Origin of the sequence: Vibrio sp. 03-59-1, from assembly GCF_013114135.1 — a bacterium.
GTDB classification, from domain to species: domain Bacteria; phylum Pseudomonadota; class Gammaproteobacteria; order Enterobacterales; family Vibrionaceae; genus Vibrio; species Vibrio cortegadensis.
Map to the genome: position 1 here is coordinate 36,229 of NZ_VTYA01000004.1, position 14,222 is coordinate 50,450.

At 41.3% G+C, this 14,222-nt stretch carries 13 protein-coding genes; 8 read left to right on the forward strand and 5 right to left on the reverse strand.

Annotated elements, in window-relative coordinates; translation table 11 throughout:
- Positions 1-121 precede the first annotated feature (121 nt).
- The gene (locus F0249_RS04975) at positions 122-496 is read right to left on the reverse strand and encodes a nuclear transport factor 2 family protein (RefSeq protein WP_017053721.1); all 375 of its coding nucleotides are present in this window, start codon (positions 494-496) and stop codon (positions 122-124) included.
- A gap of 113 nt (positions 497-609) precedes the next feature.
- Between F0249_RS04975 and F0249_RS04980 the strand changes: the two genes are divergently transcribed.
- Entirely contained in the window at positions 610-1,473 is an 864-nt protein-coding gene (locus tag F0249_RS04980) for a LysR family transcriptional regulator (RefSeq protein ID WP_171756040.1), read from the forward strand.
- A gap of 11 nt (positions 1,474-1,484) precedes the next feature.
- On the opposite strand, the gene F0249_RS04985 is transcribed toward F0249_RS04980, so the two are convergent.
- Complete coding sequence (locus F0249_RS04985) at positions 1,485-2,207, reverse strand: hypothetical protein (protein ID WP_171756041.1); 723 nt, start codon at positions 2,205-2,207, stop codon at positions 1,485-1,487.
- Positions 2,208-2,594: 387 nt separating this feature from the next.
- Between F0249_RS04985 and F0249_RS04990 the strand changes: the two genes are divergently transcribed.
- From F0249_RS04990 to F0249_RS05015, 6 genes are all read left to right on the forward strand, one after another.
- Positions 2,595-4,175 (forward strand): BCCT family transporter, encoded by a 1,581-nt coding sequence (locus F0249_RS04990; RefSeq protein WP_171756042.1) that lies wholly within the window; start codon positions 2,595-2,597, stop codon positions 4,173-4,175.
- A gap of 108 nt (positions 4,176-4,283) precedes the next feature.
- A complete protein-coding gene (locus tag F0249_RS04995) occupies positions 4,284-4,559 on the forward strand; it encodes a nitrogenase-stabilizing/protective protein NifW (protein WP_017053717.1) in 276 nt (91 codons plus the stop codon).
- 442 nt (positions 4,560-5,001) lie between these two features.
- Positions 5,002-6,690, forward strand: coding sequence for an SgrR family transcriptional regulator (locus tag F0249_RS05000; protein ID WP_171756043.1), 1,689 nt, complete (start codon positions 5,002-5,004; stop codon positions 6,688-6,690).
- 251 nt (positions 6,691-6,941) lie between these two features.
- The gene (locus tag F0249_RS05005; protein ID WP_171756044.1) at positions 6,942-7,901 is read left to right on the forward strand and encodes a LysR family transcriptional regulator; all 960 of its coding nucleotides are present in this window, start codon (positions 6,942-6,944) and stop codon (positions 7,899-7,901) included.
- A gap of 186 nt (positions 7,902-8,087) precedes the next feature.
- Positions 8,088-9,152 carry an alanine/ornithine racemase family PLP-dependent enzyme gene (locus F0249_RS05010; RefSeq protein WP_171756045.1) on the forward strand — a complete coding sequence of 355 codons (1,065 nt, stop codon included), beginning with the start codon at positions 8,088-8,090 and terminating at the stop codon, positions 9,150-9,152.
- 47 nt (positions 9,153-9,199) lie between these two features.
- Positions 9,200-10,618: a YfcC family protein gene (locus F0249_RS05015; RefSeq protein ID WP_136995853.1), complete on the forward strand. Its 1,419-nt coding sequence runs from the start codon at positions 9,200-9,202 to the stop codon at positions 10,616-10,618.
- A 147-nt stretch (positions 10,619-10,765) separates the two neighbouring features.
- Here the strand turns inward: F0249_RS05015 and F0249_RS05020 are convergent, their stop codons facing one another.
- From F0249_RS05020 to F0249_RS05030, 3 genes are all read right to left on the reverse strand, one after another.
- Positions 10,766-11,668, reverse strand: a complete 903-nt coding sequence (locus F0249_RS05020) for a sterol desaturase family protein (protein ID WP_171756046.1) — start codon at positions 11,666-11,668, stop codon at positions 10,766-10,768.
- 15 nt (positions 11,669-11,683) lie between these two features.
- Positions 11,684-12,715 carry a DUF2804 domain-containing protein gene (locus F0249_RS05025; RefSeq protein ID WP_171756165.1) on the reverse strand — a complete coding sequence of 344 codons (1,032 nt, stop codon included), beginning with the start codon at positions 12,713-12,715 and terminating at the stop codon, positions 11,684-11,686.
- 233 nt (positions 12,716-12,948) lie between these two features.
- Entirely contained in the window at positions 12,949-13,311 is a 363-nt protein-coding gene (locus F0249_RS05030) for a PilZ domain-containing protein (protein ID WP_171756047.1), read from the reverse strand.
- Between the two features lie 323 nt (positions 13,312-13,634).
- Here F0249_RS05030 and F0249_RS05035 point away from each other — a divergent pair, with 323 nt between their 5' ends.
- Complete coding sequence (locus F0249_RS05035) at positions 13,635-14,174, forward strand: type II secretion system protein (RefSeq protein ID WP_171756048.1); 540 nt, start codon at positions 13,635-13,637, stop codon at positions 14,172-14,174.
- Positions 14,175-14,222 lie beyond the last annotated feature (48 nt).

Below are 14,222 nucleotides of genomic sequence, written 5' to 3' on the forward strand. Positions count from 1 at the left end.
GCAATTTTCATTACCAAAACTTAAGATTACACTAGTGTCTGTATAATAATTAATGCCTAAAGTTATTTTACCTAGGCATTATTCCTAATAGATGCATGATGCTCTAGCTCTAGCTCTAGCTCTAGCGCTCGCCTTGCACTTCAAAATCATCCGAAATCAGACGCGCTTTACCATCTTCTTGAATCGTCCAATGTTCACGATGAACAACGCCAAATGCTTTGTTCATCGTCCAGTTTGCACTTAACAGGTAGCCACCATCACCAATTTGCTCCCATGTCACATCCGTATAATCCACATCTGAAAACCCTTGGTCCATGATATTTTGCCAAAAAGCTTGGATCTCCTCACGACCAGTAAACGTTCCGAATGGACGTGCTTCCATTACGGTTCCTTCCGCATATTGGGCAGCGCAACCTGCTGCATCTTGAGCGTTAAATGCTTGTTGCCATGCTGAAATCCCAGCTTTGCATGCTGATAAAATTTGTTCTTGAGTCATTATTCTTCTCCAAATGTTTGTATGTAGCCAACTATAAGCGCATCATTAAGCAAGAAAAACAGACCAATTAGAAAATACTGTTTAATAAAACAGAACAATGGAATTTAGCTAGCATGAATAAACTCAAACAAATGACTCTCTTCATGACTATCGTCGAGACAGGTTCAATCACTAAAGCGGCAGAAAAACTCGACCTTTCTAAATCGGTCATTAGCCAACATCTCAAACAATTAGAGCTCGATCTTGATGTCCCGCTGCTCAAACGAACAACGAGAAAACAGATACTCACCGCTTCAGGTGAACACTTTTATCGACAATGTTGTGAAATGCACCGGTTAGCCGAAAAAGCATGGAGCGATATTTTACATCAACAAGATTCCCCTCAAGGAAAACTGACGGTGACGGCCCCACACGCGCTGATGAATAGTATTGTGATCCCTGCTCTAAGCTCTGCATTTAAGCAATATCAAGACGTAAAGCTCAATCTCATCGCCCATGATGGCCACCTAGACTTAATGCAAGAAGGGATTGATTTAGCGATTCGAGTTGGCGAATCAAAGCTAAGTAATTTGAAACAGAAGAAGATTGGTTCGGTGCAAGATGTGCTATGTGTATCTCAAGATTATCCAACATTTGCCGACAGTGAGATAGAGAAGCAGCCTTACATTGCTAATCACTGGCAACCAAAACAAATCACTCATAAATTGAGCAATAAAAGGTCAGACAAGACTCATGTTTTGGCTTTCACCGCCTCTCACCAAGTGAATACGGTTCAAAATAGTTTAGCGCTAATTCAGAATGGATTAGGTATAGGTATATTGCCGCAATTAATCTATTTTAAACAACAAGATAGATTAAGAGAAGTACTGCCGAACTTTGAAATGGCACCATCTAATGTCTATTCGCTACACCCTTTCCACAGCCAAATCCCCATCAGTGTCAAGATGGCAATAGAAGCTATTGAGGCGGAGCTATAGACAATACGATGCTATTGGCTGATGTTTAGGTCTGATTCCGATTTAGGTGTTATCACAATATCGATCTCTCCACTCTCCAAATTGACTGTCGCATCATAGAAGCTAAACGGGTCACCATAATGTTTGAATGTGAAATAATAAGTTTCTGCGGGCGTCCATAAAACGGTCGAATCGGTAGGTTGAAGATCATATCCATCTTGCTCATACAATTCTGTCTCGGCAACTTTCATCTGAGCTAGTTTTTCGCTTGTTTCTCTGTCTATTTTAGGTTCTAGGGAAGGGTTACTCGGGTACGATTCACCGTTATAGCTCATCAATCGATAAGCCCCATTGCTCCACACAATAAAATCTTGCCATCCGTTACGATAGCTGTTGGCTAACGTGATTGGCGTTCGAGCTACAGTGATTCGATTAATCACTTTACCTACACTATCGAACATAACTGCGGTACACCCACCGCTACCACAGAAATAACGATCTTGTATTAATACAAGATGCTCAACGTCTCCATCACGATTCAGATCTACGCTCCCCGTTAGGTACTTAATCTGATTTTGTTCTATCGATAGACCTTCTGGAGCCAAGATGCTCTTATCTATCCAAGTTTCAATTTCTGCTTTATCGGGATCAGCTGCAACCGTAGAAGGAGAGGTGTTAGTCGGCGTAGTTTCAACGGTAGAACAGCCCATAAAAGAGAGTAGAAAAAGCATCCCACTTAACTTACGAATATTCATATAACAATACTCTATTACATTAGTCTGTGATTTAAGAGTATACGCTCTGCTGCAGCGATAATGAACCATGTGGATATCTCGATAGCCTAACAACTCTGAGCTCAATTTACCTCTAGCCAACCGCAGCCCACTGATCCAGGTCGAGCCCAATCGCACCCAAACCATAGACCACTAATAATTAGAACTCATAACATTTTATTTCATTAAATAGCATATAGAACAGTCAAAACGTGCGCTAAAACTGGTTTTTATTGAATAATAATGTGGTTATTGTTAATATCCCGGCTGATTTTTATTTAGTGGTCTAATTATTTTAACTTTTACAGACCATTTCGCTTTTTAATTTTGAACAAAAAGCATTACGGATTAAACGTTTGAGTATCATTTATGGATAGCAGTTTTAAGAAATACAGTATCGACACAACCGATTACCAAGTCGGGCAAGATAACGTTCAAAAATGGGGGTTTGATATACACAACCCTGTCTTCGGCATTAGTGCTGGACTTATTTTCCTTTTCCTTTCAGCAATGCTTATTGTTGAACCTAGTACCGCAAAAGAGGTTCTTAACAACCTCAAAAATGGCATCATCGAAGATTTCGATGTGTTCTTTATGTGGGCAACCAACTTCTTTGTTTTCTTCACCCTTGCTTTGATTGTTTCACCTTTTGGTAAAATCCGTATTGGTGGTAAAGACACAACGCCTGAACACTCTAGAGTCTCTTGGATGGCGATGTTATTTGCTGCCGGAATGGGTATCGGTCTTCTATTCTGGGGAGTTGCAGAACCTGCTGCTTACTTCACGGATTGGTGGGGAACGCCATTTAATGTTGAACCGTTAACCGAAGAAGCTAAATCACTCGCTCTTGGTGCAACGATTTTCCATTGGGGAATTCACGGATGGGCAATTTACGCTATCGTGGCCCTCGCGCTTGCGTTTTTCTCTTTTAATAAAGGGTTGCCGCTGTCGATTCGCTCTGTGTTCTATCCTGTGTTTGGCGATAAAGCTTGGGGCTGGGTTGGTCATATCATTGATATTATGGCGGTTCTAGCCACCTTGTTTGGCTTAGCAACGTCTCTTGGTTTAGGCGCACAACAAGCCACAAGTGGTATTAACCACGTGTTTGGCACTGACGGTGGCATCGGGATGCAACTCATTGTGATTGCATTCGTTACTTCTGTCGCCATTATGTCGGTGGTTCGTGGTATTGATGGTGGTGTAAAACTGCTAAGTAACATCAATATGCTGTTTGCGTTTGCTTTGCTCATTTTCGTGACCGTTGTGAGCTTTGACGTTGCGATGATCTCATTACCTGAGACTCTAATGGCATATGCAGAAAACTTTTTCCCTCTAAGTAACCCACATGGCCGTGAAGACACCACTTGGATGCATGGTTGGACAGTATTCTATTGGGCATGGTGGATTTCATGGTCCCCATTTGTCGGCATGTTCATCGCTCGAATCTCTAAAGGCCGTACTGTTCGTGAGTTCTTAGCAGCAGTTATCTTTATCCCAACATTGGTAACATTGATTTGGATGGCTGTATTTGGTGGCCTTGCTCTTGATCAGATGATCAATAAAGTCGGTGAACTTGGAGCCAATGGTTTAACCGATATCTCACTTAGTCTATTCCATGTGTACGATGTATTACCATTTGGCAATGTGATCTCAATATTATCGGTTGTATTGATCCTGATCTTCTTTGTGACATCATCAGATTCCGGTTCACTGGTTATCGACAGCATTACCTCTGGCGGTAAAGTTGAAACACCAATCCCACAGCGAATTTTCTGGGCAAGTGTCGAAGGTTCTATCGCGGCTGTGATACTTTGGGTTGGTGGTAAAGAAGCACTTCAAGCACTGCAATCGGGTGTTGTTGCGACCGCTTTGCCTTTCACTTTTGTTCTGCTCATTATGTGTTATAGCCTAATCAAAGGTTTGAACTCTGAATACTCCATGTATCGATAATAGCAACGCTAAACACACTTAATATTAATCAGCCTCTGTCATTTGACTGAGGCTGATTTTTTCTTTAGCCTCATCAAAACCTCCTTCTATTTCATGTAGCCCATCAATATGAGCCAGATAAATATTCAACAAAAAATTGCTAGCTTTACCTCTATTGAGCAAGCGTTAGATTATTTCGATATAGGTTTTGATAGCCAATTCATTGATGAGTACCGTCTGCCGCTGATAAAACGCTTCAATGGGAATTTGCTACTAGAAAAGCCAGATGATTGGTTTTCTGCTCGTCGAGCATTAAAGAATGCATATTGTAAAATTCAGCGAAGCCGTTTGGATCGCCATACTCGATCCGCTTGCCGAGGCTGTACGTCTTGTCAACGTCGATAGAGAGCCCTCATTTCTATAAATATTGCATCTAGATCAACCATGGCTATTCACTGATAAATGGCAAGTTTTAGATAAAATTAACCTTAATTCAACGCTTCTTTAAGGCAAATATTCAGCTACGTTATAAACAAAATTAAGGCCTAGTCCGAGCCCTGATACCCGGTTGCTAATATAAGATGATTCAAATCACCCCCAAATTAATCCCCCCTCACCAAATAATATGTAGCTCTTGTAATAACACCCCAACAACTAGTCCACAAAAAAACACTGACACCTTAACTTTAGTTTTTTCTTCACGCTTGACAGCGGTAAACGTCTCGGGGTTAACTAAATACTGTCGGGCATTTAGCGTATAAAATACATAATCATTGGGATTCATAATACTGCTCCTGTTATTGCGTGCGGTTCTATTATTAATTAATAAACAGGAAGTAATAATGATATGTTAAAAAAACAAAGTTCACCTTTTATCAGCCAAGTTCATCTGCGAAGATTAGAACAGCTATGTAAGCATTACTCTTTATCTTTAGCGAATAAAACCGATATTCACACTCTCGCTGAGCAGCTTCATTGCTCAGAACGTAATGTTGCTAAACTAATGAAGACATTGGAAGCGATCGGCTGGATAAAATGGAAATCAGGCAGAGGACGCGGAAATAAGTCAGAACTGACGATCTTGAGTAGTTTTGAAAGTGTACTGCTCTCGATTTTGGAATCCCATTGCCGGAAAGGACTATTAAGTGAAGCCTCTCAGTACGCTGAGCATTTTGGATATACGGATACATTTCGTGCGCAATTACCGAATTGGCTATCAGAAGCTCAAAATCATCTTAAAGCTAAAAATGTACTTATTACGTTAGTACCGTATACATTACCAGAACTTCATCCGCTGTGGACTTCTCGTGCATCTTCAAGATTCTACATTGACGCTCTGTTTGATACTTTACTGCGATACGACCAAGAAACTGGCACCATTAAACCTCACCTTGCCCATCACTATGAATTTCGTGACAATCAATTATGGTTACATATCAGACCCGACGTCTACTTTCATAATGGGGAAAAAATGACTGCTGAGCATGTCGCAGCATGCCTTCGAGAACGAGTAAGGCAGTCTCATACCTATCAGGCGCTCTATCGACATATCAAAGAGGTTGAAACCAAGAATATGTGGGTAGTGATAACAATGAGTCACGCTCATCCAATTGTTCTCCGTATTTTGGCTGAATTGCATTCATCCATTTACTTAGAACATGAGAGCAGATCGATCCCTTACGGCACTGGCCCTTTTGTTTTGGAAGCAGCCGAATCGTGTCACTGGTCTCTCATTAAGAACAATCACTATTTTTCTCTTAATGGATTCATCGACAAAGCGGAGTTCTGGACCAGTGATACTGCCGCAGGACGAGTTCAAGGCCATATTGTGCATCACGGATATTCTGCTATTTCACGTACTGCTTCAGTTCAAAAACCGTTGACCACAGGTTGTGAAGTCATGGAGTTTCCTTTTCATAATCAGGGGTTATCCATAGATGAAAAAACCTGGATCATGCACCACTCTAGAGAGTTCTGTCATCGTTTCTCGACCGAACTTGCCTCTGTTGCAAACTCCATAACAAATCACCACCAAGACAAAGGAGTTTATCTTTACCATCCCACGATGCGTATACCAACTCGCACTCTACGAATTCGACTTTCAAATTGCTCCAAAGTTCGTAGTAAAAGCTTAGTCGATTATCTTCATGAAGCTGGCGCAGATATAGTCATAATTGGAGAAGAAGATACAGACAATGACCTATATGATATCGAGCTTGGAGGCTATGTATTCCAAGATGATCAAGTGTTCAGTTATTACAAATGGTTACTTTGTAGTAATGTCTTCAAAACTTGCTTGTCAGCCCAACAACAGACAACTTTTATTGGCATTATCGATCAGCTATTGATTGCAAGTGAAAGTAAACACGATTTTATGAACAAACTCTATCGGTGTGAGGACTGGTTAATCCAACAAGGTGTCTATATCCCTCTGTGGCGTGATTCACTCAGTTACGACATTGACGATTCAATTCAAGGGGCAGAAACGGACAGTACTGGCATTATGTCGCTTAAGAAGTTGTGGTTCTGTGAATAGTTACGTTAGTGAAGCCGATGTTTGAAACTTAATCGCCTGCCAACTCAGTTCAGCCTTAAGACTAAATGGTCACTCTATTCAGGCCCATTAGTCTTAATGGTCTAACATTTAATTACATATGAATAATTCTCTCCATTCTGTTGTTTACTTCAGATTTCCATAATAGTTCCAGTGCGATATCTCTCAGAATTTCATTAATTAAACCATTACCATCACTCGGATACTTATAACGATAAAAGCAGAGATATTAAATGCGTAAAATACACGACATTGATTTAAAGCTTCTTCAGCTATTTTTAACCATTGCAGACTCAGGTGGTTTTTCAGCGGCACAATTTAAATTGAACATGCATCAATCCACAATTAGCACTCGCATGAATGATTTAGAGACACGACTCGGTATGACACTCTGTCACCGTGGAAGACGTGGGTTTCGCTTAACCAGCGATGGTGAAAAAGTATATCAACTCAGTAAGGGGATCTTTGAACATATCTCTGAGTTTGAAGAACAACTCGATTGCATTCGAAAAGTCTCTCACGGTCATATTAGACTGGCGCTCACCGATAATCTTGCCACCAATCCTAAATGCAAAATTCAACAAGCGATTCGTTTGTTTTGCAGTGAACACCCTAAAGTGACTCTCGATACCGATGCTCTAGACTCTTACAAAATTGAAATGATGTTACTCGAAGGTACGATAGAACTTGGGGTTACGTCCTCTGAAGTACAAAAAGATGGCTTAAATTATCAGTTTCTATTTAATGAAAGACAGTGTCTATATTGTGCCCCGGAACACCCAATTCTTGCCAATCGTGGAGAAATCATCACTGAAGACATTCTGCAATTTCCGATTGTGGATCGCGGATTAACCCATAAAATAACGCCATTCAGTGACACTGAAAACTTACTCCATTTAGCCAGCAGCACCAACATGGAAGCAACGGCTCACCTGATTTTATCGGGAACTTTTGTCGGGTACCTGCCCGATCATTACGCCGCTATTTGGGAGCAACGAGGAGAAATGGTAAAAATCAATGCCCCCTCTTTGGAGTACTTAGCCGATTTTCATTTAACCACTTTGAACTCAAAAGAGTTATCGTTAGCAGCAAAAGAGTTAATGTCTGCAATTTACAATGTGCATTTAAATAACGATTCAAATACATCTAAAAACATAAATAAACCTGAAAACCAGCACGCAATAACGACTTAATTCAATTCAAGTACCACTTCTCCTTATGAATATTTTCGGGATAATTACGCTTATCCCGTGAATTTTATTCACTGCGATTTATTACATCGAATTTCAACAAAGTAAGTATCTAAAACTGATTATTTAACTTCAATCTTAAAAAGCGCTCAATGCATATAAATAATATCGTTACCAAAAGGTAATTACATGAGCGACTACCCATGCATTAATATCCACTTAGATACCATTACTCAAAACGCCAAAAACCTTGTATCCGCCAGCAAAAAATATGGTGTCTTCCCAACTGGAGTCACAAAGTTAGCCTGCGCATACCCACAGGTTGGACAAGCGATCCTGAATGGCGGCATTCGTATTCTTGCTGATTCTCGAGTGCAAAACTTGAAAAAGTTACGCCATTTACAAGCAGAAACCATGCTACTGAGAATCCCGGCGATCAGCGACGTCAGTGATGTGGTTCGTTACGCCGACATCTCTCTCAATTCTGAATTGGAAACCCTTCAGGCCCTTTCAGTTGAAGCCATTAAACAACAGAGAATTCACCAAGTGATTCTTATGCATGACATGGGCGATCTACGCGAAGGGGCTTTCTACCAAGAAGAGACCTTGGCTCTCGCACGGCAAGTCATGACACTCGAAGGCTTAAAGCTCGTCGGACTTGGGACTAATCTCGCTTGTTATGGCGGAGTTGAACCGAGTGTCGATAATCAAAAACAACTGATCGCTTTAGCCCAACAGATTGAGCAAGAGCATCAGATCCATTTAATGTACCTCTCTGGTGCCAGCTCCGCAGGTTTACCTCTGATGCTAAGTGGATCACTTCCTCAGGGTATTAATCAGCTAAGGCTTGGTGCTTCAATTTTGATGGGCATTGGACTAAATGACGATCCAATTCCAAACACTCGCCAAGATACGTTTGATCTCTCCGCAGAAGTGGTGGAAATCAAAGTTAAACCTTCTGTTCCAACTCTTTCTACGGCTCTGGATGCTTTCGGTCAACGACCTGAGTTTATCGACAGAGGCCTGCGCAAACGCGCGATTTGTGCCATTGGTAAACAAGATATTGATATCGACCAAATGACCCCAAAAGACAGCAATATTATTGTCATTGGCGGTAGTAGCGATCACTTGATTCTCGATATTACTGACTGTGATGACAACTATCACATCGGAAGTTTAATTGACTTCGAACTCTCCTATGGCGGTGTATTGCAGTGCATGACCTCTGAATATATCACCAAACACTTTATCTAATGTCCCTATGACTACTGCGAGCAGAAACGCCTCGTTAAGGATACAACATGTTCAAAATTAAGAAGTTTCCAAACACCTTCACGATCTTATTTCTACTGATCGCGTTCTTTGCCTCACTGACCTACCTATTACCAGCAGGCAAATACACTCGTGAAATGAATGAGCAATTGGGGCGTGAAGTTCCACTACCAGGCTCTTATCATGTCATCGAATCCTCGCCTCAAGGTTTCTTCGATACTTTAATGGCTCCCATCTCCGGCTTTTATGATCCGGTCAGCGGGGTTATTGGCGCTATCGATGTCAGCCTGTTTGTGCTGATGGTGGGTGGCTTTCTGGGAATAGTGACTAAAACAGGCGCTATTGATACTGGCATTGCGCGAGTAATGGTGCGACTAAAAGGCAGAGAGATCTACATGATCCCAATCCTCATGGTTCTGTTCGCACTAGGCGGTACTTCTTATGGTATGGCTGAAGAATCTCTCGCCTTCTATGGTCTTCTTATCCCCATTTTTATGACGGCTCGATTTGATCCATTGGTGGCAGTCGCTGTTATTTTTGTGGGAACAGGCGTTGGCACATTAGGTTCTACAATCAACCCATTCGGTACAGTTATCGCCTCCAATGCGGCCAGCGTCGATTTTTTGAGTGGCGTTGAGTTGCGCTTTGCCATTCTTGCTATTGCTCTTGTGGTTGGGATTGGTTATGTGATGCGTTATGCGAAAAAGATTCAGAACAATCCTGAGCTTTCTCTACTTGCTCACCTGCGTAAAGATAATGAAGCGCATTTTTTGAGTGGTAAAGAGAACACAGATACCCTTCCCCTTCTGACTGGCTCACAAAAAGGTGTACTTTTCCTCTTCATTCTTACCTTTGGCATCATGATTTATGGCGTTTCCCTTCTCGGCTGGTGGATGGCCGAAATGGCTACCCTATTTATTTTTATGGGGATTTTATGTGGCATCATTGGCCGCCTGAGTGAAGATGACCTCATTAACTCTTTTGTAGCGGGCGCGGCAGATCTCATTGGCGTTGCATTAATTGTCGGCGTTGCTCGTGGGATCGTAGTGGTAATGGAAGCAGGAAACATCACTGATACCATTCTTCATTACGCTGAAGGTATTGTGGCAGGTAAGAGTTCCATTCTATTCATCAACACCGTCTACGCGATTGAAATGCTTCTCTCTTTCATCGTTCCATCCACTTCTGGCCTAGCGGTAATGAGTATGCCAATTCTTGCGCCATTGAGTGACTTTGCAAATACAGGAAGAGAGTTAGTGGTTACCGCGTTTATGAGTGGTATCGGTACCATTCTGTTCATCACACCAACCTACGGGGTGCTCATGGGTGGGCTGGCGATTGCACGTATCCCTTACATTATTTGGCTGAAATTTATTGCACCGCTAGTGGTATTTTTCATTGCTCTAAACTGCGTCATCTTGTCTATAGGGGCTGGGCTTTACAGCTAAACATTCCTACTGAGTCATTGATATCATTACACTAAGTAAAACAAGGCCATGCTATGGATACCACGGCATGGCCTTATCATCACTCAGAAAGCTTCATGCTGTATCACTCCAAAACCGACCTCATTAAGCTAAGTTCTACGCATGTTTTCAACTAAGTTCTTTTGATGACGATACCTCTTCAACTCTTTGCTGATCTTGAGGATGATCCGATGGCGGTGAAAACAGTATTGCCAGTTTATGTTTCAAGTTACCCTGACTCTCGAACAACTCTTGAAACATCGCTTTCCACTCTGCAAATGTCACCACCAGCGGATTAAAGCTATTGACTGGTTTTGAAATGCCATAGCGAACGGTTTCGACTTCAGGCTCAAATGTATTGAACACTTTATCCCAAATGATCAGCACGCCCGCGTAATTTTTATCAATATATTGAGCATTGCGTCCATGATGAACCCGATGGTGTGATGGCGTATTAAAAATATACTCCAATATCCCTAACGACCTGATCCATTGAGTATGCACGAAAAATTGCAGTCCAAGATTCAGTAATACTACGAAAACGACCCATTTAGGCTCGAAACCGATGACGACCAGCGGTAACCAAAACATCCACATTCCGGCTAATGGGTACATTAAGCTTTGACGAAAAGCCGTACTAAAATTCATTCGCTCAGAACTGTGGTGTACAACATGCGCGGCCCACATCCAACGGACTCGGTGACTTGCACGATGGAACCAATAATAGAAAAAATCTTGCAGAATCATCAGAACAATGAAACTTTGCCAGTTCATACTGATATCGAAGATACGCCAATCAAAAAGCCATAAATAGATACCAGCAACAGCAAGGCCAAGAAGAATATCTGTCGATTGGTGCATTCCAGCTAACATAAAATTACATGCTACCTCTGCGAAATGATAGCGAGCATTTTCTGGCAAGCTTCCTCTTTTTTGACCCAAAAAAAATTCAGCCAAAATGCACGTTACAAATAGAGGAGCAAGCAGCATTAGAAGCCACTCAGGATTATCTATCAAACGGTTAAGGTCCATTTTAACCTCCTTTTTTTACCAACGAGCGAAATGATCTTCAGTCAAGCCTATAGCATTATTCAAGCGATGAATCGTTCCTTGATCATCTTGAATATATCCAGAAAAGTGTCCGATAAACTGGCGAAAATTACTTTTAAGCAACCACAGGTTGAGTTTCTCTGAGCGACAATTAACGGATTGAAATTCAAGGTCAACCTGCCCATCATCAGAATAGATTCGCCACTTTGACGGTTCTTGAGCTTCTTTATCATTTGAACGAACAAAGTCAAAATGGACAGGCCCCAACAAATGACGCTCACCATTCACCCAAAATACATTTTCACAACTGCCAGTTTCGTTCACGCCAGCCGCTAAATTTAAGCCTAATGTAGTGCCTTTTTCTTTGTAATTAATGCTTGCCCAGCGCCAACTCGTTTCACGTCGCATATACCCAGCAGAGAAGTCATAATTAGCCAATGATCGAGTCAAATCAACGTTATTATCTAAGACCGATAAGTTGCCTTCAATACGTAAAGCATTGTGTTTTTGAGTATAGGTCCAACCGTTATAGCCAGTTGGTGTACACATCGATAGTGGTAAGCTTTGATTTGGAAAAGGGAGTAAACGAAGATCTGCTTTCACACTCCTAGTGTTGAGGACCACCTGCCATTGTCCGTCAACGATGTTAAATTGAACGTCCTTTCCGCCAATGTGTGCGACCGATGAGTAGGGGGAAGGTGACGTTGCCGTATCTATGGAAAATGGTCGAAGCCAAGTCTCCTCGATGAGTGCGTTATTTTGAATGTCATACACATAACAAAAAGCAGAACCGAGGTAACGAATGTCTGCAAGTGCGACTCCGATAATGTAATTATCAGAAATCACACTAACAAATTGAAATTGCTTATAATCGAAATATTGTCTCCAACGACTTGCGGAGTTATCCATTTCATTCTTATAGCGAAAGAGCTCAACACCAAGATCTTGTGGGATGCCATCAAATTGACCAACCATCGGGTTTCCAGAGCTATCCATCAAGTTTTTAGGAGCGGTTTGGGTAATTCTCATGCTCACATCAAATTCCATTTACATTTTGATAACAGTATTTTGATGCTTAATTGTGCTTTTAGACAGATTTTTATTTGAAATATGCAGGGCTAGAGTCACAAATATTCACTCATGTACCTTGGCTAACGGGGAAACGCTCTCATAAGATGACCAAAAGCGACTCCCAATTACATTTATTTATGGCCTGAGGTGAACGGTAGGAGGTTGAAGAGACTTGAAACTACAATCATTACCTAATCTGTTTGCCTATTTTGATTAGTAAAATGAACCGGGTATTTTTGTCGAATATAACGCTGTTCTTCAAACATATCTTTAAAGGTTATACCTTCATCTAGTTTAATGATGACTTCATTACCATCAAAACGCAGTATTGGCCCTTGAACAGGAACCTGACGATCACCATGTAAACGTAAAATTCCAGCCATAATCAACCCTTTATATAAAGCTGAAAAATCATGCCTAACAATGCGTATACCTTTTTCTGAAACTTCACTCACAGGGATCAACTGATCTCCGATTCTTATCAAAGGTCGTGCCTTTTTCGGATATTTTAGCCGATAATATTGACGTTTTTGCTCAGTTACTTCTTTTTCCATGGGGGCTTAATATTCCTTCCAATCCCTTTCGATCAAACTGATTTTGTAGGTTCTACGCTGTAATAAGAATAGTTATGTATCTGCTTGGTTTAGCAAAACTTTAGCTTACATTTGCCAACATAGATACCATATCTCGCCAAAACTAAAACATTCATCATGGCAATGTTCTTCTGGTTATCGAAGCTAACTTCGCTTTTGTAAGTAATTAATAAAAACTAATACCTAAAATTATTTTTCATAAATTACAAAATACGAACTTTATTGTATAATGCGGCAATCAAACAGCACCATTACCCCTTACCAAAATTCTGCGAAACAATTTTATGAAAAAAAATAATGGTTTTACTCTTATAGAGCTCGTTGTCGTGATTGTCATTCTCGGCATTTTAGCGGTCACCGCTGCCCCTCGATTTTTGAATTTACAAACGGACGCGCGCAATGCTCGATTAGAAGGCATGAAAGGAGCTATCGAAGGAGCACTGGCCATCGGATATGGGAAAATGGCTATAGAAGGGTTAGAGCATTTAAGATACGTCTCAAATAAAAATGAAGATACGGGACTAACACCGCCAACACCCAAGCATGACCTCCCTTTTACCGATTGTAATATTGGTGGTTCTGAAAATTGCACCTTCATATATGGCTACCCTGATGCTGATGACACCAGCCTTCGTCAGTTAGTACAAGACCTTGAAACAGATAATTCCGATTGGGTTGTTCTGCGTCATCCTGATGGAGATCCTCGTCGTGAGCTTTTTGTCACAGTAAGAGGAGAAACAGACATGACGGCCTGTGCTGTGCGCTACGCCCCACCGACGTCGGCAACAACTCAATATCAACTTGAAGTGTTACCTTGCCTTTAATTATTCGATACCCATAAAATGAATCAAAGCCTATACTTGCTTAGAGTG

What these genes read in the sequence shown, in the direction of transcription:
- F0249_RS04975 (WP_017053721.1), bottom strand. Translation starts at nt 496, where the DNA reads ATGACTCAAGAACAAATTTTATCAGCATGCAAAGCTGGGATTTCAGCA.
- F0249_RS04980 (WP_171756040.1), top strand. Translation starts at nt 610, where the DNA reads ATGAATAAACTCAAACAAATGACTCTCTTCATGACTATCGTCGAGACA.
- F0249_RS04985 (WP_171756041.1), bottom strand. Translation starts at nt 2,207, where the DNA reads ATGAATATTCGTAAGTTAAGTGGGATGCTTTTTCTACTCTCTTTTATG.
- F0249_RS04990 (WP_171756042.1), top strand. Translation starts at nt 2,595, where the DNA reads ATGGATAGCAGTTTTAAGAAATACAGTATCGACACAACCGATTACCAA.
- F0249_RS04995 (WP_017053717.1), top strand. Translation starts at nt 4,284, where the DNA reads ATGAGCCAGATAAATATTCAACAAAAAATTGCTAGCTTTACCTCTATT.
- F0249_RS05000 (WP_171756043.1), top strand. Translation starts at nt 5,002, where the DNA reads ATGTTAAAAAAACAAAGTTCACCTTTTATCAGCCAAGTTCATCTGCGA.
- F0249_RS05005 (WP_171756044.1), top strand. Translation starts at nt 6,942, where the DNA reads ATGCGTAAAATACACGACATTGATTTAAAGCTTCTTCAGCTATTTTTA.
- F0249_RS05010 (WP_171756045.1), top strand. Translation starts at nt 8,088, where the DNA reads ATGAGCGACTACCCATGCATTAATATCCACTTAGATACCATTACTCAA.
- F0249_RS05015 (WP_136995853.1), top strand. Translation starts at nt 9,200, where the DNA reads ATGTTCAAAATTAAGAAGTTTCCAAACACCTTCACGATCTTATTTCTA.
- F0249_RS05020 (WP_171756046.1), bottom strand. Translation starts at nt 11,668, where the DNA reads ATGGACCTTAACCGTTTGATAGATAATCCTGAGTGGCTTCTAATGCTG.
- F0249_RS05025 (WP_171756165.1), bottom strand. Translation starts at nt 12,715, where the DNA reads ATGAGAATTACCCAAACCGCTCCTAAAAACTTGATGGATAGCTCTGGA.
- F0249_RS05030 (WP_171756047.1), bottom strand. Translation starts at nt 13,311, where the DNA reads ATGGAAAAAGAAGTAACTGAGCAAAAACGTCAATATTATCGGCTAAAA.
- F0249_RS05035 (WP_171756048.1), top strand. Translation starts at nt 13,635, where the DNA reads ATGAAAAAAAATAATGGTTTTACTCTTATAGAGCTCGTTGTCGTGATT.